The 22288-nt window shown below is 42.1% G+C and carries 25 protein-coding genes; 4 read left to right on the top strand and 21 right to left on the bottom strand.

Translation table 11 applies throughout. From position 1 onward, the window contains the following. The first annotated feature begins 149 nt into the window (after nt 1-149). Nucleotides 150-593 (top strand): tyrosine-type recombinase/integrase, encoded by a 444-nt coding sequence (locus MKY15_RS16615; RefSeq protein WP_067208327.1) that lies wholly within the window; start codon nt 150-152, stop codon nt 591-593. A 93-nt stretch (nt 594-686) separates the two neighbouring features. Here MKY15_RS16615 and lepA read toward each other — a convergent pair whose 3' ends face one another. The 3 genes from lepA to gpr are packed head-to-tail and all read right to left on the bottom strand — an operon-like array spanning nt 687 to nt 4495. Beyond that, nucleotides 687-2510, bottom strand: a complete 1824-nt coding sequence (gene lepA, locus MKY15_RS16610) for a translation elongation factor 4 (RefSeq protein ID WP_067208324.1) — start codon at nt 2508-2510, stop codon at nt 687-689. Nucleotides 2511-2565: 55 nt separating this feature from the next. Beyond that, nucleotides 2566-3408 (bottom strand): stage II sporulation protein P, encoded by an 843-nt coding sequence (spoIIP, locus tag MKY15_RS16605; protein WP_342538050.1) that lies wholly within the window; start codon nt 3406-3408, stop codon nt 2566-2568. Nucleotides 3409-3451: 43 nt separating this feature from the next. Next, a complete protein-coding gene (gene gpr, locus MKY15_RS16600) occupies nt 3452-4495 on the bottom strand; it encodes a GPR endopeptidase (protein WP_067208319.1) in 1044 nt (347 codons plus the stop codon). A gap of 349 nt (nt 4496-4844) precedes the next feature. Between gpr and rpsT the strand changes: the two genes are divergently transcribed. Further along, the gene (gene rpsT, locus MKY15_RS16595; RefSeq protein ID WP_067208317.1) at nt 4845-5096 is read left to right on the top strand and encodes a 30S ribosomal protein S20; all 252 of its coding nucleotides are present in this window, start codon (nt 4845-4847) and stop codon (nt 5094-5096) included. 61 nt (nt 5097-5157) lie between these two features. Here the strand turns inward: rpsT and holA are convergent, their stop codons facing one another. Beyond that, nucleotides 5158-6174, bottom strand: coding sequence for a DNA polymerase III subunit delta (gene holA, locus MKY15_RS16590; protein ID WP_067208314.1), 1017 nt, complete (start codon nt 6172-6174; stop codon nt 5158-5160). A 373-nt stretch (nt 6175-6547) separates the two neighbouring features. Between holA and MKY15_RS16585 the strand changes: the two genes are divergently transcribed. After that, the gene (locus tag MKY15_RS16585; protein ID WP_082786541.1) at nt 6548-6682 is read left to right on the top strand and encodes a YqzM family protein; all 135 of its coding nucleotides are present in this window, start codon (nt 6548-6550) and stop codon (nt 6680-6682) included. 54 nt (nt 6683-6736) lie between these two features. On the opposite strand, the gene MKY15_RS16580 is transcribed toward MKY15_RS16585, so the two are convergent. The 11 genes from MKY15_RS16580 to MKY15_RS16530 form a co-directional block, all read right to left on the bottom strand. After that, nucleotides 6737-9028 (bottom strand): DNA internalization-related competence protein ComEC/Rec2, encoded by a 2292-nt coding sequence (locus MKY15_RS16580; RefSeq protein ID WP_342538049.1) that lies wholly within the window; start codon nt 9026-9028, stop codon nt 6737-6739. Beyond that, on the bottom strand, nt 9025-9588 hold the full coding sequence (locus MKY15_RS16575) for a ComE operon protein 2 (protein ID WP_342538048.1): 564 nt from the start codon (nt 9586-9588) through the stop codon (nt 9025-9027). Before MKY15_RS16575 ends, MKY15_RS16580 begins: the two co-directional genes overlap by 4 nt. A gap of 159 nt (nt 9589-9747) precedes the next feature. Continuing rightward, nucleotides 9748-10419 carry a helix-hairpin-helix domain-containing protein gene (locus MKY15_RS16570; protein WP_342538046.1) on the bottom strand — a complete coding sequence of 224 codons (672 nt, stop codon included), beginning with the start codon at nt 10417-10419 and terminating at the stop codon, nt 9748-9750. A 241-nt stretch (nt 10420-10660) separates the two neighbouring features. Further along, the gene (locus MKY15_RS16565; RefSeq protein WP_067208305.1) at nt 10661-11401 is read right to left on the bottom strand and encodes a class I SAM-dependent methyltransferase; all 741 of its coding nucleotides are present in this window, start codon (nt 11399-11401) and stop codon (nt 10661-10663) included. Next, nucleotides 11398-11745, bottom strand: a complete 348-nt coding sequence (gene rsfS / locus MKY15_RS16560) for a ribosome silencing factor (RefSeq protein WP_067208302.1) — start codon at nt 11743-11745, stop codon at nt 11398-11400. Before rsfS ends, MKY15_RS16565 begins: the two co-directional genes overlap by 4 nt. Nucleotides 11746-11749: 4 nt before the next feature. Further along, nucleotides 11750-12313, bottom strand: a complete 564-nt coding sequence (gene yqeK, locus MKY15_RS16555) for a bis(5'-nucleosyl)-tetraphosphatase (symmetrical) YqeK (protein ID WP_067208299.1) — start codon at nt 12311-12313, stop codon at nt 11750-11752. Next, nucleotides 12279-12872 (bottom strand): nicotinate-nucleotide adenylyltransferase, encoded by a 594-nt coding sequence (locus MKY15_RS16550; RefSeq protein WP_342538044.1) that lies wholly within the window; start codon nt 12870-12872, stop codon nt 12279-12281. Before MKY15_RS16550 ends, yqeK begins: the two co-directional genes overlap by 35 nt. Before the next feature lie 15 nt (nt 12873-12887). Further along, nucleotides 12888-13178 carry a ribosome assembly RNA-binding protein YhbY gene (yhbY, locus tag MKY15_RS16545; RefSeq protein WP_067208293.1) on the bottom strand — a complete coding sequence of 97 codons (291 nt, stop codon included), beginning with the start codon at nt 13176-13178 and terminating at the stop codon, nt 12888-12890. Nucleotides 13179-13184: 6 nt separating this feature from the next. Continuing rightward, nucleotides 13185-14012, bottom strand: coding sequence for a shikimate dehydrogenase (gene aroE, locus MKY15_RS16540; RefSeq protein WP_342538042.1), 828 nt, complete (start codon nt 14010-14012; stop codon nt 13185-13187). Between the two features lie 13 nt (nt 14013-14025). Beyond that, nucleotides 14026-15126 carry a ribosome biogenesis GTPase YqeH gene (gene yqeH / locus MKY15_RS16535; protein WP_187047491.1) on the bottom strand — a complete coding sequence of 367 codons (1101 nt, stop codon included), beginning with the start codon at nt 15124-15126 and terminating at the stop codon, nt 14026-14028. A gap of 2 nt (nt 15127-15128) precedes the next feature. Next, entirely contained in the window at nt 15129-15647 is a 519-nt protein-coding gene (locus MKY15_RS16530) for a YqeG family HAD IIIA-type phosphatase (protein ID WP_342539775.1), read from the bottom strand. A gap of 603 nt (nt 15648-16250) precedes the next feature. On the opposite strand from MKY15_RS16530, the gene sigK reads away from it, so the two are divergent. Continuing rightward, nucleotides 16251-16958: an RNA polymerase sporulation sigma factor SigK gene (gene sigK / locus MKY15_RS16525; protein ID WP_067208284.1), complete on the top strand. Its 708-nt coding sequence runs from the start codon at nt 16251-16253 to the stop codon at nt 16956-16958. Nucleotides 16959-17274: 316 nt separating this feature from the next. Here sigK and mtnN read toward each other — a convergent pair whose 3' ends face one another. The 6 genes from mtnN to mltG all read right to left on the bottom strand — a co-directional run bounded on the left by mtnN (nt 17275) and on the right by mltG (nt 22019). Then, nucleotides 17275-17967, bottom strand: a complete 693-nt coding sequence (gene mtnN, locus MKY15_RS16520; protein WP_187047490.1) for a 5'-methylthioadenosine/S-adenosylhomocysteine nucleosidase — start codon at nt 17965-17967, stop codon at nt 17275-17277. A 24-nt stretch (nt 17968-17991) separates the two neighbouring features. After that, nucleotides 17992-18687: a DUF1510 family protein gene (locus MKY15_RS16515; protein WP_342538041.1), complete on the bottom strand. Its 696-nt coding sequence runs from the start codon at nt 18685-18687 to the stop codon at nt 17992-17994. A 262-nt stretch (nt 18688-18949) separates the two neighbouring features. Next, the gene (gene greA, locus MKY15_RS16510; protein ID WP_067208276.1) at nt 18950-19426 is read right to left on the bottom strand and encodes a transcription elongation factor GreA; all 477 of its coding nucleotides are present in this window, start codon (nt 19424-19426) and stop codon (nt 18950-18952) included. Nucleotides 19427-19532: 106 nt separating this feature from the next. Next, the gene (gene udk / locus MKY15_RS16505; protein ID WP_067208274.1) at nt 19533-20171 is read right to left on the bottom strand and encodes a uridine kinase; all 639 of its coding nucleotides are present in this window, start codon (nt 20169-20171) and stop codon (nt 19533-19535) included. Between the two features lie 62 nt (nt 20172-20233). Beyond that, nucleotides 20234-20869, bottom strand: coding sequence for an O-methyltransferase (locus tag MKY15_RS16500; protein WP_342538040.1), 636 nt, complete (start codon nt 20867-20869; stop codon nt 20234-20236). A 25-nt stretch (nt 20870-20894) separates the two neighbouring features. Continuing rightward, entirely contained in the window at nt 20895-22019 is a 1125-nt protein-coding gene (gene mltG, locus MKY15_RS16495) for an endolytic transglycosylase MltG (protein WP_342538039.1), read from the bottom strand. Nucleotides 22020-22288 lie beyond the last annotated feature (269 nt).

Raw genomic sequence — 22288 nt, 5'->3', positions numbered from 1 at the left:
AGGAACTTCCTTCCATTATTCCTTTGCCGCCTTCTAAATAGCGTATATCACTCATGATGTCCATATTTTCAATCGCGAAGAAACTAATTTTCCAGTTGTGAAATCCCCAAAAAAATTCTGATAGAGGTACGCTAAGGATTGAACAGGCAATGATTAACAAAGAAGGTGTTTGGGTTTTAGATCCAACAAAGGCTGCTTCCTCAGAAAGAGAAATTCATATTGGTCAAACCTTAGTGTATATATTAAAAAAGCACCGCATTTGGCTTATAAAGAATAAGCTAAAATACGGTGCTCACTATACTGAATCAAATCATGTATGCGTGAAGGAATGTGGAAGCATCGTCACGCCGTCTGTTATTAAATATAATACACAAAAAATGCAAGAAAAACTTGGAATTGAATTCAACTTCCATTCGCTACCCCACATTCATGCCACGATGCTCATGGAGAACGGCGCAAAGGTGAAAGACATCCAAGCGCGTCTTGGTCACAGTAGGTCTGCTATCACGATTGATACCTACTCACACTTAACGCAGAAGATGCAAAATGCGTCAGTTGATATTTTCGAACAAGCCATACGTGATATTGAATAACTTGCCATCCCGCTTTTTCAAAGGATGGCAAGGGGATGGCAAACGACCATTTTCACTAGTTTCACAAAACCGATAACACGATACCTACAACGATTAATCCTCGTCCATCTTCAAGACAGCCATAAATGCTTCTTGAGGCACTTCAACCGATCCTACTTGTTTCATACGTTTTTTACCTTCTTTTTGTTTATCAAGAAGTTTACGTTTACGGGAGATATCTCCGCCGTAACATTTAGCAAGAACGTTTTTACCCATTGACTTGATTGTTGAACGTGCGACAATCTTTTGTCCGATAGCTGCCTGTACAGGCACTTCAAACTGTTGTCTTGGGATTAGTTTACGTAACTTTTCAACAATCGCTTTTCCGCGATCATATGAGAAGTCTTTGTGGACGATAAAACTGAATGCATCGACGTGCTCGCCGTTTAGGAGAATGTCCATTTTGACGAGTTTCGATTGTTTGTAGCCAATCAGTTCATAGTCAAGTGATGCATACCCTTTCGTACCAGATTTCAATTGGTCAAAGAAGTCATAGACGATTTCTGCAAGTGGCAGTTCATAAATGATATTGACACGTGTTGAATCCAGGTAGTCCATTGTCATGAAGTTCCCCCGTTTATGCTGGCACAGTTCCATAACAGAACCGACATATTCGTTAGGCACCATAATAGATGCTTTTACATATGGTTCTTCAACATAATCGACTTTTTGTGCATCCGGCATCATTGCAGGGTTGTCCACTTTCATTTCAGAACCATCTGTAAGTACGACATTATAAATAACACTCGGTGCTGTTGTGATCAAGTCTACATTGAATTCTCGTTCAATCCGTTCCTGAATAATCTCCATATGCAAGAGACCAAGGAATCCACAACGGTAACCGAAACCAAGTGCTTGTGATGTTTCTGCTTCGAATTCAAGTGCTGAGTCATTCAATTCTAATTTCTCAAGTGCATCACGCAGTTCATTATATTTTGATGTATCAATTGGATATAGTCCACAGAACACCATCGGATTCATCCGGCGATAACCAGCTAGCGGTTCGCTTGCAGGGTTTTTCACGCTTGTAATCGTGTCCCCAACTCGTGTATCTCCAACATTCTTAATCGAAGCGGATAAATAGCCAACGTCTCCGACAGTCAATTCATCTCGGGGTGATATTTTTGGTGTGAAGACACCTGTTTCAAGTACCTCGAAATCTTTACCAGTCGCCATCATGTGAATCTTATCGCCTGGCTTAACCGTACCTTGCATAATTCGAATATTAACAATAACCCCTTTGTATGGGTCATAATGCGAGTCAAAAATAAGCGCTTGGAGCGGAGCATCCGGATCCCCCAGTGGAGCTGGAACCTTTTCTACAATCTGTTCCAAAATATCTACGATTCCGATACCTGCTTTTGCCGATGCAAGGACTGCTTCTGAAGCGTCCAGCCCAATAACATCTTCAATTTCTTTTCTCACACGTTCCGGATCTGCTGCGGGTAAATCAATTTTATTGATAACCGGTAAAATTTCAAGCTCATTATCAATTGCCAAGTAAACGTTTGCCAGTGTTTGTGCTTCAATTCCTTGCGCCGCATCGACAACAAGGATTGCACCTTCACAAGCTGCAAGACTTCGAGACACTTCGTATGTAAAGTCGACGTGTCCTGGCGTATCGATCAGGTGGAATGTGTATTCCTGCCCGTCTTTAGCTGCATACGTCAACTGCACCGCATTCAATTTGATTGTGATTCCGCGTTCTCTTTCAAGATCCATCGAATCCAACGTTTGTGTCTTCATTTCTCTTGCTGTTAACGTTTGGGTTTGTTCTAGAATACGATCCGCCAATGTTGATTTCCCGTGATCGATATGAGCGATGATGGAAAAGTTCCGGATATTCTTTTGACGTGCTGCTCTCTGTTCATGATTCATAGTCAGTTCACTCCTATTTTAGCTATATGAATTATAGCAGTGAACCGCGCATACTTCAATATTCGGCACGATTAGAATTTTCAATGACAGTTGTAGCCGCCTTCGCTAAGACAGCAATTGTTCGATTTAGTTGATCTTCAGTGTTGCCGATTCCTCCTAGTTCCACGACAAGAAGAGACGGATCAAGGTCCTGATTATACTTTCCATCAACACCTGGCCCGTGCTTCATGACTAGGTTTCGTGTTATCCCCGGTACAAGCAGTTCCATTTCATTCTTCAGTAGCACAGCATTTGCTCGATTACGCTCAAAGTTCGAATGTTCCATGCCTATAACAAATGCCACTTTCGCATATTGTTCATCATTGAACGCAATTGTTGTTATATCCGGACCAGCCGAATCCCTGTGAAGATCGATTATCAAATCATACTTTTTTTCCTGTATTTTCTTCTTGACATGTGGTCGGATTGCATTATAGGCACCGGTATGGGGCACCTCTACAGCTATCATATCCGTTTCAATTCCGTTGAATTGTAGTTGCGTTTTTAATTTCTCACCAAATTTTGTAATGTTTTCAGTTTGGTGGGATACAGTGATTTTTCCTTCTTTCGCCTGTGTCACAGGTTTAAAGGCTTCGTGGTAATGGGTGAAATAGAGTAACGCTTTCCCTTCTGCCTCTGATGCTTGTATTGGCATTAGCTCCGACTCTAGTTCTGGCTCTTTTTCTGTTTCTGTTTCTGTTTCCTCTTCCAAAATATTTGCGGCGTATACCATGTAAGTAGACTCTTTCACGAGATTAGAAGATTTCGCCGACTGTCCCTTCGGAAATGTTGTGATAATCATTGGAAACAGGAAGAGAAATAAGATAAGTGTGCCCCATATTTGCAGTGTTTTTTTCAAATGGCATCCCTCCGTGTTCCAACTATATGCGTTGGAACACGAGTTAATGACTGTTTTTTATAGTCGAAATCCAGTTCGTCAATGAATCGGCAAGTGATTCCGCATAAAGTGAAACCCATGAATCAATCTCTTTCGGAGAGACAAATGTCCGTAATTCATGGTTCGTCAACACTTCTTCAAACAACTGGATACGGTCTTCGTGCGGCCACGTCGCCCAATCACCAAAGATTGGTAGCAGATTAGCTCGGTCAGCATCCTTATTTTCAGTGTGCAGCCACGGCGTAACGGAAAGTCTTGATGAAGGACTGTCCTTCTCCTCTATTTTTGAAGCAATATAACCAAACATGGAATTGATGGCATCCGCTATTAGAACAGGACCGTCAACGACAGTCGGAATTCCGATTGCGATTACAGGTATTCCAAGTACTTCTTTTGAAATCTCTTTACGGCTATTGCCAACACCAGATCCTGGATGGATACCCGTATCCGTCAATTGAATCGTTCGGCAAAGCCTTGAACTATCTCTTGCCGCAAGTGCGTCGATGACGATAAGTAAGTCGGGTTTTATTTCAGTAACAAGAGCTTTTACAAAGTCCGATGTTTCCAAACCCGTTTGAATCGTCACACCAGGCGCATAGACGAATACTTCGCTGCCCTCTTCGGAATAATAGCCAGGCACAATATCTCGCAACCTGTCCATCGTCAGTGGGCCCACAGCATCGGGCGTGATGTCACGATTGCCAAGACCTATTAAAAGAATCTTTCCCGTTTTGAGCGTGGTAATATCCACAAGGATTTCATCCAGTTTTTCGATTAACACACGCGACATATCAGCAAGTCCTTCTCGATCATCCGCTGTAAGTGCCGGAACTGTCAGTGTAATATAAGTTCCCTGCTTCTTCCCGATCTTTTCCTCACCTTGCGCATCGACTTTTACAGAAGTCACAATGACCCGACCTAATCTTTTTTCGCCAAACAAAACCCCATCTGATTCTTTCAACTTATTTTTGTCATCCGCCGTCCGGTGACGGACTACTTCTTCACTCTCATCTAGAAGATCCGTTCGATAAAAATCATACTTCTCCATACAATCACCTCACCTTTAAGTTTGTGCGATGTGACTCAGAAATATTCTTTGTTCTTTGATTAATTATCCTGTCTCCAGCATGCTCTATGCTCAGGGCCGACAGAACGCTACGAACTACGCCACCACTTCTTTAAATTTCTAGTTGCTGGGGAATTAATAAAAATCTCGACTTGTAGATATTTTCTAACATAAGGATTTCACGTCCAGTACTTGATGGGGCTGAACAGATGCTTGCGCATTTGTTCTTGCAATCTGGCGCTTGATTTGATAAAATAATGCTTGTTGTGAAAGAGATATCCGAAACTTCGTGGAAACACTCTTGCCTTACCTGAAATTGGAGGTGAATGAAATGCCAAACATTAAATCTGCAATCAAACGCGTAAAACAAAGCAATGCTGCGAACGAGCAAAACTCGAATACAAAGCACGCGATGCGTACTGCTGTACGTAAAGCTGAAACTGCTCTTGACGCTAAAGACGAGAACGCTACTGGCCTACTAAGAGATGCGATCAAAAAAATGGATACTGCTGCACGTAAAGGCCTTATCCATAAAAATACTGCATCACGTCAAAAAGCACGTCTTACTAAAAAAGCACTTTAATTTTCAACCTAAGAAAGGCCGCCCGATTATCGGACGACCTTTCTTTTTTTATTGTCATTTTTTATTTTCTCAACGGCTCCATAAAGAACAACTCCAGAATTCGTTCTCTTTTCCCACTAGATGATTTCAATTTATAGTCAATGGCCGCAAGCTTACTTAAGATCAATAGCAAACGTTCAGAACTTGGCAGACTTCTATTCTCCATCATTAATTTCACACGGTACGGATGAACACTTAACGTTTTTGCAATTTGATGTTGCTGGTATCCTTTTTTCTGAAGTAAACCCACATGGACCATGAGCCTAACTTGACTTGCAATAAGTGAAGTCAACATGATTGGCTCTTCACCGTTACGTAATAAGTCATGGTAGATGGCCACGGTATTCGACACTTTTCCTGAAACGTAGGCATCTGTTAATCGGAAGACATCCATTTCTGGAGTCCGTGGTACGAGCGACTCAATTACATCTGCCGTAATATCCCCATTACCATTCAAATAGGTAGCCATTTTACCAATTTCAGATGACAAAGCAAGCAGGTCATCCCCCGCCATTTTCACGAGAAATTCTGCTTCAGTTGGTCCAATTCGCGATCCATTTGCCCCCGCTTCCTGCTGAATCCACGTGAACAGATCCTTCCCTTGCAGTCGTTTTGATTCTATGACAGTCGCATGTTCTTTTATTATTTTGGTAATCCGTTTTCGTGCATCCAGTTTTTCATATGGTGCTATAAATACAACTGTTGCCGTTGGTGATGGATTTGCCAGCCAAGCTTCCAACAGCTCCAAATTATGTGTCACTTTTTCTCTGGTTTTATCTGATGCTTTTAAAAATGATGCGTTTCCAGCTATAATTAATTTTCGGTCTTCAAGGAATGGTAGTGTATCCGCCTCTTCAATGACTGCTTCTACAGGTGTCTCATCCAAATCAAACCGAATGACTGATGCAGCATCAATGTCAGGTAATGCTTTTTTCAGCCGTGTAATTGTGGAGTCGAATAGATGTTGTTCGAGACCAGTCAATAAGTAGACCGGATCGATTTCCCCAGCAGCTATTTTTTTCCATATTGCATTTGCCACATTATTCACCTCTTCCAAATCGATTACGCCTCAGCGCAATTTCGTCCAAATTTTTAATTGCACTTGTGCCCGCAGGACCCGGCGAATTTAGTCTGGGTTCCCCTAATCAGTAAGAAACTTGCCCACCATCGATGTATAAGCGTTTTACCATTCATCCCACTGCTTATAATAGGGGGAACTTCTATATCTAACGCTTCGCTTTCAGTACAAAAAAATTGCTGAATCAAATTAAATACATTCCAATTATACAGTATAGCAAAACGACTGTATGGACAAATTGTGTCAGTTCCAGCCGGACATGTTTAAAAAGTTGATTGCTATGGATTTTTACCATGGAATCATCTATACTATAATGGAATCAGGAGGTGTAGCAATGAATGAGTTTGAACATGATGTACAGTCCAAACGTAATGATTTAATCGATTCAGGAATCGGCTTTGTAGTCGCTTTCGTAGCATTCTCAGCTATTTTTGTTATTGCTACTATAATCGACGTAGTCGCTGGCTAATATGTTTGAAAAAAACGGACAACACATCCTATCCAGGGTGTTGTGTTCGTTTTTTTATTTTTTCATACTCGAAACTTCGAAATGATCTTTTTTAACAGTTACAGTAACCGACCCGAATTCAGCGGTTGACATTGTTGGTAACCCCTTCTTTTCAAACGTTGCGACGACCTCAGGGTGAGGATGTCCGTATCTGCTGTTTCGACCTGCCGAAAAGATGGTTAGTTCTGGACGAAGCACGTCGACAAATGGCTCCGTACTCGATGTCCTGCTGCCATGATGCCCTGCTTTCAAAATGACGGGACCGAAATCAGAATGCCCGTAGTCGCGAAGAAATTGAGCTTCTCCCTCTTTTTCCATATCTCCTGTCAATAAAAACGAAGGTCCCGATGTTTTCATGAAAAGGACAAGTGAACTTGCATTCCCATCATATTTCCCTTCTTTAGGTGCCACATAATGAAAATCCGAGCTTCCTTTTGTCCAAGAGACTCCTTTTTTCATCGACAACATCGGAATGCGTTTGTCCCCTACAATCTGTATGATTTCTTTCATCGCTACTTCAAATTCACTTCCTGGTGCAATATGAATTTCACCAACTGTCAGCTCTTCTAAAACTTCATCTGCCCCTTCCATATGATCCGCATCGGCGTGAGAAATAATTAGTTTATCAATTTTTGCAATACCTCGGCCTTTCAAATAAGGAACAACGATTTTTCGACCTACTTCAAACTGCTTTGTAGGCGTTTTCCAATTCGGGTCGCCAAATGTAATGGTTCCGCCCGCGTCAATCACATATACCGCTTGCCGATAAGGCAATTCGATAACGATACTGTCCCCTTGTCCGACATCTAAAAATGTTACCTTTAACGAGCTGTCCATGTAAGGTATGAAATGAATGACGAGTGCAGGCACGAGCACAATTGGCAACGACTTAAAAACATTGGCCCCTTCTTCACTGCGCATAAAGAACAGCAAGACTCCTGCTACAGCTATAGATGTCCAAAGCGCATCCGGTTTTCCTGGAGTCCATAGTTGATAGGGTAAAGAAGATATCCAACTTGTTACTCCTCCTACGATTTCCCTGAAAGGCTCATATACCATGAATAATAGACCAGCAACCTTCGGCAATATCGATGTCATGATTAGTAAAACAATGTTTGCTGGCAAAATAATGAGTGAATATAGAGGTACATAAACAAGATTAACAACAAATGATGAAATCGACAGCTCATGAAAATGAAATAGTAATACTGGATACAAAGAAAGTTGGCTGATTGACGTGACGAGAAACGATACACCAAAAGCAGTCTTTGCCTTGGCTAAAATACCGGAAGAATAGACGAGTGAACAAGCTGCCAAGTAAGACAACTGAAAACCTGGCTGAAATAGAATAAATGGTTGATAAAGGATAAAACAAGCTGCACTTATCGCCAGTGCATCATCCAGTCTCACCTTCACCCTCCCTGACGACGCGAGAAGGACGAGTATAGTCACCGATACCGCACGCCAGACAGAAGGTGCCCCTCCAGCCATAACGGCATACAGAGGCAACAGTGCCATAACAAGTGTATCAATTGTTTCTTTCCTTATCGTTGCTCTTAGTAGCAATTCCCGCAACATGAATGTCAGCAGTCCGACATGCAACCCTGAAATCGCAAAAAGATGTGTAATGCCAAGCGTCCGATAACTTGATGCCAGTTCTTCATCCATCCCGCTTCGATCACCAATAAGCAAAGCTTCAGCTTCCACTTTCAGCGTCTCAGGGAATGTAGCCCCGATATGATTTTTCACTTTCCGCCTCTGTCCAGATAATCGTGTACTGATACCAGAATTTTTTTCTACCTGAATAATCGTCTCCGATTCAAATAGCCCTGATGCTCCATACATTCTCATATACTTCGTCATGTCGAAAGAATAATCATGTGAAGGAATATCCGGTTTGCGAAATGAACCTGACATCGTGAATGTCACGGACGGGATATTCATCTCAAGAAAACGAGTTTTTTGTTGTTCACTGCTAATTGTATAGATGGCGTATACTGTTTCACCGGTAGATGTTTTAGCAAATCCCTTCATCTTGCCACCATCAATTTTCACATTATCGGTCCAAGAGATGCTAAGGGTTGCATCGCCGGATTCTTTGATTATAGGAATCGTCGCTGAAATATAGAAAAAAGAGAAGGTAGCGGTCGCAACCGCGAGGATAGGTGTGAGGAAATCTTCTTTTCTACTCAAGAAGATGGGAAGAAGAAATAAATTACAGAGTAATAGATAAACCGGACCGTATACAGCAAATGCTGATACGGCGACCGGGATTGCTAAATACATGAAACGTACACGTGAAATCATTTGTCGAATAAGCTATCCACCCTTTTTTTATAGGGGGCAAGTTCTTCATTCCCAGCGCCTAGTGCCTGCATTTTTAGAAGCATTTCATTGATAAGTTCTAACTTACTTTCGCTGGAAAAGTCGACTTTCTTTTCATCGAACGGAATATGATGAACGGAAACATCCGACTGTGTAAATAACTTTAATGCATATTCGTCGTTTTTATAATCTGTTGCATAGATGACATGCTTAATGCCTGCTTGAATAATTGCTTTCGAACATTGTAGGCATGGGAAGTGCGTCACATACAGCGTTGATCCTGCAACAGGTATGCCATACTTCGAACATTGCAGCAATGCATTCATCTCTGCATGGATTGTCCTCACACAGTGGCTCTCAATGACATAGCAACCATGGTCAATACAGTGGTCTCCCCCTGATATGGAACCGTTGTAGCCGCCTGCAATGATCCGGTTATCTCTGACAATTGATGCTCCGACAGAAAGTCTTGTACATGTACTTCTTACTGCTAATAGATGGCACTGGGCCATAAAAAACTGGTCCCACGTTATTCGCTCCATTGTGAATGCCTCCAATATTTATTTCGTTTAGTATGTTTCCCTACTATATAGGCTATATGAAAGATTCCACTCCATACCGCTTCGGCTACCCCTGGAAGGCGCCTACGCTAAGCTCTTATATGAAATTCAATAGTTCAATTAATATAGAATGTACTCCATTTAATTCACAGTAATCTGAGATTCTAGTTTTTCAAATGTTTTCTGACCGATTCCAGACACTTCCATCAATGATTCCGGTGATTTAAAATCGCCATGATCCGTTCGGTATTGAACAATTGCTGCCGCTTTTGAGGGTCCCACACCTGGGATCGTCATCAATTCTTTTTCATCCGCGGTATTAATATTGACTTTTCCGTCATCTTGGGGCGCACTTACACCGCTTAATGGAGTGAAAGAAATATCTAGTACTTCTTCTCCAATGATCGGTACATAGACGACGAATTCATCCGCCAGTTTCATAGCATGGTTCAACATTCTAGAGTCAGCGTTTGGTAAATAGCCGCCTGCTGCGTTTATAGCATCTATCAGGCGGTCTCCATCTTGCATCGAATAGACACTGGGGTGCCTAACAGCGCCTTTCACATCGACAACGATGGGAGCTGGAGCAATTTGAATACTACTTACAATTTCTTCTTCAATCTTTTCTTCAATCAATTCAGGGAATGGGTTTTGTTCGCTCATGACAAACGTATTATCGTCAGCCTGTCCTTTGGGGAAGAACAGAAAAGCGGATATGACAGCGATTGCTGCAATTGGGGTTATAATCTTACGCCATTTACCGGATACAAACGAAAGAAACAGTACAGTCACCCTTTCTTCGGCGGCATCCATATGGAGTACATTCAACTATAAATGAATGCCGACCAAAAATCAAATCTGCCTTGGCGTATTTGCGTCCAGATCAAGTAAAGAAGTTAGCCAAAGAACGTCGCATCCTTGCGACAATGGCTAACTGACCTGCATCACGCAGGCCTGACCTTGCTCGATAATTCATCTGAAAATCTGTGACATCCGTCGGAGGCTTAATTTTATTCAGTGAGGGCTAACCCCTCACCGAATAAAATGAAAAGGTTTATTTTCTGACTTGGAAAAATATTCGTTCGCTTTCTTCGTGTGGCGCTTCATCTTCCCAATCTGCAAAAATCCGTTCAATCGAAAAACCTGTGTCCATAAGCATATCTGCATAGTCACTTACTGGAAACGTTCGTTGCGTGTGAACCTCATCAAAACGCCTATACAACCCACTTTCGCTCTTAACGAAAAAAGCCAGTTCAGAATAAACGGAGTGAAGTTCTTCGCCTTCTTCCGTTATCCATATGTATGTTATTCGACCATTATCAAACGTAAAAGGACCTTCCATGAAGATGACATCCGTTTTAAAAGTTGAATGGACATCAAAGATCAATTTTCCACCAACCGCAAGGGCCGAATGGATTTGCCGAAATGTCGACAGCACATCTTCACGATTCGATAAATAGTTTAACGAATCAATGGCGATAACCGCGATATCATAGTCCGCAAACCCCTCTAGCTGTTGCATAGGTTGTTCGATAAATTGCACAGGCAAAGAAAGCGACTGTGCACGCTCTTCTGCCACCACTAACATGTCGGCAGAAAGATCGATCCCAGTCACTTGTGCTCCTTGCTTAGCAAGTTTCATCGATAAAAGGCCTGTTCCACATCCGATATCTAGCACACGTTTACCATCAATCCCCCCTGCCGCTACATCAATAATATCAATGTAGGCGTCATAGGGAATATCGGTCATTAGTTCATCGTAGACAGAAGCGAATTCGGAATAAGCCTGATTCATCTTTCTTCAGCCATGTCCAACATTGGTGCGTCTCCCCAAAGCTTTTCAAGGTTGTAGTAACCGCGTTCATCTTTATGGAATACGTGAACGACAACATCGCCTAAATCAACGAGTACCCATCTTGCCATATCCATTCCTTCGATTCTTTTTGTAATAAATCCAGCTTCAGAAGCTTTGTCAGCTACTTCTTTTGCAATTGCTTGGACTTGGCGTCCTGAATTTGCATGACAGATAATAAATTGGTCCGCGATAAGTGATACCCCTTCCATATTCAGTACAACAATGTCCTCGCCTTTTTTATCGTCGATTGCTTTATAAGCTGTTTCTAGTAATGTAGTAGTCATAATTTCACTGTTCCCTTCTTATTAACTGATTGTAACAGTCTATTGAGTCCGGAAAAACCGGTACTCTTTTATTCACAAGAAACTGCACTGACTGATAAATGCAAGCTTCCATTGCTGTATCAAGGTTTTCTTCAGCTTTTACTCTTAACTCATCCACTCCTGGAAAGCTGCGTCCAGGTTCAATCATATCAGAAACATAGATCAACTTTTCGAGCGGGGACATAGTCGCCCGACCGGTTGTATGATAGCGGATTGCGTTTAGGATATCCGCGTCACTAATCCCAAATTCATCTCGTGCGATAATCGCTCCAACTGGAGCATGCCACAACTCATGATGAAATGACAAGAGCCGTGAATCTTCGTTTGCTGTGTTTAAAACATGATGCAGGTCAGCCTTGTCCATGAATTTTGCAATATCATGAAATAGCGCCGCTTGCTCAGCTTTAATCACTGGAAGTCGATACTTCTCAGCTAATCTTTTTGCCGTTTCCGTTACCCGTAAAACGTGTTCATAACGTTGTTTCGGCATACGTTTAGCGATTTCTATTTTCAACTGTGCAACTTCCATACAAACCCTCCTCGCGAATAAAAGCTTCCACTGCAGGCGGGATAAGCAATTGGACGGCACCATTCTCAGAAAAGCGTTGTCGAATCAATGTTGAAGACAACTCAATTTGTGGGATATCCACCATAATGATTGGATAATCCGTTGTTCCGTTAGTCCCTGGACGTCCAACACCTACGAAATTGACAAGCGTGACAAGTTCTTCAATCCGGTGCCATTTAGGCAACAAATCAATCATATCACCCCCGATTATAAAGTAAAATTCAATCTCCGGTTCAATTTGTGTCAATTGTCTCATTGTATCAAACGTATAAGAAACACCGCCACGTCCTACTTCAAAAGCAGACACAGTCAAGCCATCAATATCCATCACAGCAAGTTCCACCATCTGCAAACGCTGTTCAGCAGTCGCATCACCAGGTGCAGTTTTATGCGGTGGAACCGCCGTCGGCATTAATCGAACTTCATCAAGACCGAGAGATTGCTTTACTTCATTCGCAACAATCAGATGACCGATATGAGGCGGGTTAAATGTACCGCCAAGAATGCCAATCTTTTTCATATGGGCTTACCTCACTTATGGAAGTTCGATCCGTTTTTTCTCAACTGATTCTTTATATAAAACAATGATCTTGCCGATAACTTGAACGACTTCAATGCCTACTTGTTCTTCAAGTTTCGCTGCAATTTCATTTTTATCTTGGTCACAGTTTTGTAGAATTGTTACTTTGATTAATTCTTTTGCTTCAAGCGCTTCTTCAATCTGCGTGATGACCGATTCTGTTAAACCACTTTTACCAATATGGACAAGTGGTTGTAGACGATTCGATTCGCCGCGAAGAAAGCTTTTTTGTTTATTAGTTAACATAGTTATTTATCCTCCAAGAGTTGTCGTTATTTTGTCAATCATAAATCCTGTTTCAGGGCGGACTTCTGTCCATGTCTCGAACGCAAGCGCTCCTTGATGGACGAACATGCCGACCCCATTCATTGTGCTTGCTCCCCTTTTAAGGGCTTCTGCAAGGAATGCCGTTTCAAGTGGGTTATAGATAATATCAGCAACAACAGTTCCTTCAGACATATTTTCCGGGTTTAAAGGCATTCCTTGTTGTGAAAAGTTCATGCCAACGGATGTCGTCTGGACGATTAAACCAAATTCGGCTAAAGATAATTCTGCCTCTGCTACCGATAGAACCGCCGAATCGGATAGTTCAGTTGCTAATTGTACGGCTTTTTCCAGAGTACGGTTCGTGAAAAAGATAGGGCCGTATCCCGCGGAATGAAGTGCAAAAGCGATACCGCGTGCAGCACCGCCTGCTCCGATAACGAGAACTTTTTTATCCTTACACTGATCAGCACAGGCTTCTTCCAAAGACTGGACAAATCCCTTACCGTCCGTATTGTAGCCCACAAGTGTGCCATCCTCGAGTACGTGGACAGTATTTACAGCGTTCATTTGTCGCGCAGAAGAATCCAACTGATTAAGAAACGGGATAATAGCACTTTTATGCGGAACAGTGACGTTAAATCCTGAACAGCCTAAGTTCTTTAAGCCCTCTACTGCTTCCCGGAGTCTGTCTTCAGTTACATGTATTGGGATATAGGCTGCGTCTATACTTTCTTCATCAAACCAAGCTTCGTGCATGCTCGGAGACATTGACTGTTTGATTGGATCTCCGATAACCGCATACCACTTTTTCATAATGAGTCCCTCCTTAGATTAATGAAGGACGTAGTACAACGTCTACCCCACGAGGTGCATGAATTGCGACTACTACATTAGGATGCTGAATCGTGATCCAACCTAGCCCTGAAATTACAATGTCTGTTTTCGCTTTTTTAATCGAAAATTCATGACGGACAAATGGTGGTAACGTTTCAAGTGATTCACCAGACGGCGGCGCTAGCATCCCACCAAGGTGTTCTTTGTACAAATGATCCGCATTGGAAAGCTTTGTCCGGTGAATTGATAATTCATTCGAAACATGAATTGTAAACGACGAACGGTCACCAGAAATAAAGTCAAAACGTGCAAGACCAGCGATATATAGTGTCTGTTCAGCGTTCAGCTGGAATACTGACGGTTTCAATTCTTTTTTAGGTGTGATTGCCTTCAAATCATTTGCATCCAAATGATGTGCAATCTGATGATGATTAATAATACCAGGTGTATCATAAATTGCTTTGCCATCTTCAAATGGAATTTCAACAAGATCTAAAGTTGTTCCTGGGAAATGAGAAGTCGTAATTACTTCTCCAATACCAGTCGCCCCTTTAATGATGCGATTGATGAACGTTGATTTCCCGACGTTCGTGCAGCCGACTACATAGACGTCTTTCCCACGGCGATGTTTATCAATCGCTGTGAGTGCTTCTTCCATTCCTTTGCCTTTATGAGCAGAAACAAGTAAAACATCAACAGGTTTTAAGCCAAGTTTAGCCGCTTCAGCTTTCATCCAGTTGATAAGACGGTTCGGGTTAATTGATTTCGGTAAAATATCTGCCTTATTACCGATTAATAAAATATCTTTATTGCCAACAAAGCGGTGCAGACCGTTTATCCAGCTACCATTGAAGTCGAAAATATCGACGATTTTAACGACCAAACCGTCTTTTTGACCAATACCATTTAAAATAGCGAGGAAATCATCGCCCGATAATGATACGGGTTGTAATTCATTATAATTGCGCAGTCGGAAACAACGCTTGCAAATAACGTCTTCTTTTTCTAAAGAAGCTGGTGGCGTATAGCCTTCCAATTTCGGGTCTTCAGTCTGGATTGTTATTCCACAACCGATACATTTAATTTCTTCCAAGCTTATTCCTCCCACTTAATCAAGCCACGGCGTTTCAATCCCGCCATGATCCTTCTTTCAATCTTCCTGTTGAACTTCGTAATAGCGGCGTCTGACGTCGCGACAGGCACTACGAGTATCGTATGTAGCCCTTTTCTGTTACCGCCGAGTATATCGGTTAGCAACTGGTCACCGATGACGACGACTTCCTCTTTTTTGACGTTCATAGAAATGAGTGCCTTTTGGAATGATTTCCGCATTGGCTTACGTGCATCATTTATGAATGGAATGCCAAGAGGTTCGCAAAAGGCTTTAACACGCATTTCATTGTTATTTGAAACAATGGTAACCTGTATGCCCGCATCTTGCATTGATGTTATCCATTCGATGATTTCAGGTGTTGCATCCGGCCTGTCCCACGCGACAAGCGTATTGTCCAGGTCCGTGATTACCCCTTTGATTCCTTTATCTTTTAATACTTCAGGGTGAATATGAAAAATGTCTTTCACATACTCATCTGGTAAAAAATACTTATACACGATATCCACTCCGATATAGTACTTAATCTGAAACGATTATAACATAACAATGCAACTTACACGCATTGATAAGAAAAGCGCAAGGCGCCGTTTAGCCCCGAAAAGCGCTGAAAAGCTTGACGATAAAGGTGCTCTTTGCCTTTTCGGCAAGACCGAAGCGACTCGAGGGGCTGGCGCCCGGAGTCTAGACACTAAGAAAAGCGCAAGGCGCCGTTTAGCCCCGAAAAGCGCTGGAAGGCTTGACAATAAAGGCGCTCTTTGCCTTTTCGGCAAGACCGAAGCGACTCGAGGGGCTGGCGCCTGGAGCCTAGACACTAAGAAAAGCGCAAGGCGCCGTTTAGCCCCGAAAAGCGCTGAAAAGCTTAACGATAAAGGCGCTCTTTGCCTTTTCGGCAAGACCGAAGCGACTCGAGGGGCTGGCACCGGAGTCTAGACACTAAGAAAAGCGCAAGGCGCCGACTCGATTAGAGAAACGCAAGTTACGTTCATCTCACATCAAGCTGGCTTAAATTAGGACATCCTTTATCGCCTGTCCGACTAAAAAAACGGTGATACGGCAAGAGCCGACCGCATATGCTGTCATACAACGACACAGGAGGTGGCCCGATGAGCGGGTTTGTCATGGCGATTGTCCAGCTATGGCTCGAAATTCCTGCAGTGATTGGCTATATTAGAGGGCAGGCTTTCCAGCGCCCTCTATCCAAAGAGGAAGAAGCAGCTTGCCTGCAACGTCTTGCAGAAGGCGACGAAGATGCTCGAGATGAATTGATTGAACGTAATATGCGGCTCGTCGCCCACATCGTAAAAAAATTCCACCCAAAACACGAACTACTTGATGATTATATCTCAATTGGAACAATTGGACTCATGAAGGCGGTAAACAGTTTCACTCCGGATCGCAAAACGAAACTGGCCACATACGCCGCCCGCTGTATTGAAAATGAAATACTCATGTATTTACGAACACAGAAAAAGGTACAAAAAGACGTCTCCCTCTTTGATCCGATCGGTATGGATAAAGATGGCCAATCCTTGCAAATTGCTGATTTGCTTCAAACAGATGATGAATCGCCGGTCGATGCAGTCGAACAAAAAGAAAGAAAAGAAAGGCTGTACAGACATCTTGGAAAACTTGACGGTCGGGAACTTGAAATCATTCAAAGACGATATGGTCTGTTAGATGACCTGCCTATGACGCAAAAAGAAATTGCCGAGCAGCTCGACATTTCGAGAAGCTATGTCTCTCGTATCGAAAAACGCGCAATCGTTAAACTGTACCAGCTATTCAAACATGAATACAATGATTCAAATTAAGGACCAAAAGCGCAAGCACCTGTTCAGTGGCACTAGAGTCTTGACGTGAATTACCTTCATTTGTAGGTTATCCACAGTGCAAGATTTTATAATTCCATAAGTAATAAAGAAAAGGCGTTTCCACGCGGGAGTGATCCCAGCATAGGAAACGCCTCTTCTTTTACAGCTCAGTCCGCGCTAACCTCACGGGAGATGACAACTGCAATAATTGTTGTTGCGATAAACACGCCTGCCATTAAAAATAACATAGTTAAATCCCTCCTCGAAAAAGAATATCTGCAAGATCTATTCATATACCTATCTTACCATGAAATGCTTAAAGTTTCGAGATGACTTTTAAAACAATATCTGTGGAATGACGTGCCGCAACCGGAAGGAACTCATCAAAACTAATTGGTGACTCTTTTCCTGCAATATCTGATAATGCCCGAATGACAACAAACGGCGTACCAAACTGATGGCATACTTGAGCGACGGCCGATGCTTCCATATCCGCAGCGATCATCAGAGGGAATGTCTCTTTCACTTTTTTAACATGTTCAGTATTGCTCATAAACGTGTCACCCGAAGCGATAAGTCCTGTAGCATGTGCATGTGCTCCTACTTCATCGACAGCAGCACGAGCTGCATCCACAAGCCCTAAATCTGCTGGATACGCTGCTGGTTGTCCTGGAACTTGACCATGCTCGTAGCCAAAAGCAGTTACATCGACATCATGATGACGCACTTCATTGGAAATAACGACCGTGCCGACTTCAAGTGAATCATGGAATCCCCCTGCTGAACCTGTATTAAGAACAACATCCGGCTTATAATTGCTTAGTAATAACGTCGTTGCAATCGCGGCGTTTACTTTACCAATCCCACTTTTTACAAGTACAACATCATGCTCACCGATTTTCCCTTCGATGAATTCACACCCTGCAATTGTTGTCGCAAGACCTGAATCTATTTGTTCACGTAAGAGTATTACTTCTTCTTCCATTGCGCCAATTACTGCTATCTTCATAGTATTCCCTCCACTAAACTGCATTTAATAATCAAAGTCCAATGTTGTTAATTTATCCATTTTTACAGGTTTCCAGCCTTCGCCATCCACCCATTCGAGATAGACACGGTATTTCTGTGTACTATCTCTTGACGAAACGATTCCAATAGACTTCTGTGGTCCACCGCCGTTTTTAATCTTCAAAAAGATCATTGAATCTTGTGGTAGACCAGTTGCATAGGCAAGTGCTTGCTTTTTCTCATTCCAATCCACTGAAGTGCCATCATACTGGGATACGTGCTCGCCTGTTTGTGTCGTACCTACAGGCTTCCATGCATTATTGACAATCGTCTCGGCAATGATTGCGTCGTCTGAAGGAACGGATGTAACCGAGTCAGACTCCTCACTATCGTCTTCATTAGTTGTTTCGTCGACTTGTTCGGTTTCTGTCGTGTTTTCTGGTGCAGATCTCTCTTCGTCCTTTGTTGGATTACTATCTTCTGTCGCATTATCCTTATCGTCATCTTCAACGTCTTCTGCCTTATCATCATTGACAGTGCTATCATTTGCAGTTTCTTCAATATCGTTCGGTTCATTATCACTCTTGTTGCCAGAGAAAATGGCCACTGTAGCGATAACAATAAGAACTACAACAACTGCAATCATACTGTTCAAAATTTTATTTCGGTTACGACCTTTTTTTCGTTCAACTCTCGAAAGATCAGGTTCTCGTTCTGTCATTCACATATCAACTCCTGTTAAGATTTTGACGATTGCCAGTATGTAATAGACGAGTAGCAACGTAATTTGTTTCATAAAGTTCTAAAAAGGTATTTCATTGAATTTGCTGCACTGCTCGGGGATGGCGTCAGCCTAAGGGCCTCGGTTACTCCTGTTAAGGTGCATTCTCTCAGTTTATATTTAGGCATTCATTTATTCAACTTTTATAGTAAATCATAAAGTACGAAAACCGCCCTCACAATAGAGGGCGGCTATCAGTAAATCATTTTATATCAAGAATTGTAACTGACATTTCTCCACCCGGTGTAATAATTTTCACTTGATCACCTTTAGAACGACCGATAAGTCCTTTTGCAATCGGTGAATCATTTGAAATTAGACCTTCGATTGGATTCGCCTCTGCAGAACCAACAATCGTATACGTCTCTTCATCACCGTCTGGCAGTTCTTTAAATGTGACGGTTTTCCCAAGGCGTACTTCGTCAGTATTTAGTTCGTCTGCTGTGATGATTACCGCATTGCGGATCATCGACTCAATAGAAGCAATTTTACCTTCAAGGAAACCTTGATCTTCTTTCGCGGAATCGTATTCCGAGTTTTCCGAAAGATCCCCGTGACTACGCGCGATTTTTATGCGCTCAACAACTTCTTTTCGTTTAACTGATTTTAGAAAGTCTAGCTCTTCTTCAAGCTTTTGTTTACCTGATGCAGTCATTGGAAATTTCTTTTCTGTAATCATTACACACACCACTCCCTAATATTCCTGTTCATAAAAATACTATGCCGCTCCTACGACAGGTATGCGACATAGTGCTAAATCTGTATAGAATTCTGTCATTATCATATTACAATTCTGTTCCAGATTCAAGAATTGTTTTTATTTTCGTAACCATTAGGTCGATTGCGACTTCATTATGACCGCCTTCTGGAATAATAATATCGGCATACCTTTTCGTTGGTTCGATGAATTGATTGTGCATTGGGCGTACAACAGACAAATATTGCTCGATGACCGAATCAATTGTTCTACCCCGCTCATTAATGTCACGCATAATACGACGAATGATACGCAAATCCCCGTCTGTATCGACAAATAATTTGATATCCATTAGATCACGTAACCTCGCGTCCTCAAGAACCAAAATCCCTTCCAGGATAATGACATCTTTCGGTTCGATAATAATCGTCTCTTCAGACCGCGTGTGTAATGTATAATTATACACGGGTTTTTCTACGAGCTTTCGGTCAATAAGGGTTTCAACATGATGAATTAGTAGATCTGTATCGAACGCCAGCGGATGATCATAATTCGTTTTCAACCGTTCCTCAAATTCCAAGTGAGACTGGTCTTTATAATAATAATCCTGTTCGATAACAACCACAGAATGCTCTTTAAACACATCGTAGATTGAATTGGTAACACTTGTTTTACCCGATCCTGAGCCACCTGCAATACCGATGACGAGAGGTTTTCTAGATTTCATTTCAAACTCCCTTTACGCATCAGAATATCCCGTTATTCTAGGATATCCACATTAATGTCTTTTTATTTTTTTACCGCAATTAAAAGCCCGTCTCCAACCGGAAGCAAAGACGTTTCGTACTCAGGATTATTCATAACCCATTCAGTGAACTCTTTCAAGTTGCGTATCATTGTGCGATTTCGCCTCGGGATATCCTTATCTTCGAGCAGCACTATACCATGCATGAACATATTATCGCAATAAATAACGCCCCCGGCTTTGAGGCTAGACGCATATTTTTCAAAGAATCGTTTATATTGCCCTTTAGCAGCATCAATGAAAAGCGCATCGTAAGTCTTATCGAAAATCTCAGCACTGTCAGTTAACAGCGCGTCCGCTTCAATAATAGCAATCCTTTGTTCAAAACCACTCCGCGTGATGTAGTCAACCGCTTTCAAATACCGATCAGTATCTCTTTCAATAGTCACAATAGAAGCCCTAGGTAGTGCCCCAGCAATCCGTATCGCCGAATAGCCGATTGCACTACCAATTTCAAGGATACGTTCCGGATTTTGAATTCTTAATAGGCTAATAAATAAGTCGATGCCCTCATTATCCATGATTGGAACATGATGTTCTTTCGCATATTGTTCTATCTCAACAATGAGTGTATCTCTTTCTTTCACAAAACTTGCAAGATATGTCTTATAGTTATCCATTGCGTTCATCTCCAGTTCAAGACCGTCAATCCCCTGATAAATAAAGTGTCCGGTTTTTCAAATGCTGATCATAAGAATCCGTAAAATGATTGACACCTTTCTTATCGGCTAAGAAAAATAGATAGTTCGTTTTAGAAGGGTCTATAACTGCTTCGATTGAAGACCTTCCTGCTCCCGCAATCGGTCCAGGCGGCAATCCTTTGACGACATACGTATTATAGGGATCTTCTATTTCAAGATCTGAATAAAGTACTCTATCTTTGTGCTCACCTAGTGCGTAAAGGACTGTTGGATCCGTTTGAAGCGGCATATCTATCTCCAAGCGATTGTAAAATACACTGGCAATCGTTTCTCTATCTGATTGCGCCGTCGCCTCTTCTTCAAGCAGCGATGCGAATGTCAACAACCAATGAACTGATTTATCATTGCTTTGCAGATAATCGAGATAAGGCGTTACATTTAGCGCAGTCCCCTGAATCATCGAATTGACTATTGTTTCAAGAGATGGTTTTTCTTCAAAAAACGGATAAGTTGCTGGGAATAAATAACCTTCCAACGGATATTTAACGTTTTCTGCTTTAATATCTTCTGTCAAGATTTTCGAATATTTCCCCATCAACATATTGACGGTTGCTTCGTCATTTACATAAGCAAGGAATTCTTTCTCTGAAATCCCTGTACTTTTTTTGACAATTTTAGCAATTTGTTTCAATGTCAGTCCTTCTGGAACAGTCATTGTAAAGACTGGTTCTCTATAAACTTTTCCTGTTTTTAAACTTTCGATGATTTCGTCAAGCGTCATCGATTTCGTTAAGCCATACGTCCCTGCTTGAAACTGAGAATTGTTATTGAACTTCACGTAATATTTGAACAGACGAGCATCTTTAACAATCCCATTTTCTTCAAGTTTCGCTGCAATAGTGTCTACACCAGACCCGATAGGAATTTCTACTTCAATGACTTTTTCGGAATCCGGGTCCATGGGTTGAAGGGCCCCTGTTATGTATTTATAGACGTAACGGCCACCAATTAAGCCAATAAGCACTAGAACAAGTACGATTACTAGCACAATCCTTCTAACGATTTTCACTTCTTTCTTCTTTTCACGCATCCGCTCGAACATGATATCTTTTTTCGAACCATCATCCATGCGTAATCCACCTCTTTCGTTCGAAGCATAATAAGAAAAGCGCAAGGCGCCTACCTATAGGGAACGCAGCTTAAATGCGCCACTTCCTATGGCAACAGCTGCATGACCTACATCCTGTAGGCCCGCGACGGGCATAAGTCGATCCAGCGACGTGGCGCTCTTTGCCACATAACTGGATTGCTTATGACCCGAGCGGCTGGCGCCTGAAGCCTAGACACTAAGAAAAAGCGCAGACCGACTAAATTCGCGATGTTCTGTGGCAACGTCGA

The organism is Sporosarcina sp. FSL K6-1540 (assembly GCF_038620285.1).
In the GTDB taxonomy this organism is placed as follows: domain Bacteria; phylum Bacillota; class Bacilli; order Bacillales_A; family Planococcaceae; genus Sporosarcina; species Sporosarcina psychrophila.
Note: the sequence above shows the minus strand (reverse complement) of the source record. Positions and strands in the feature narration are given on the sequence as shown.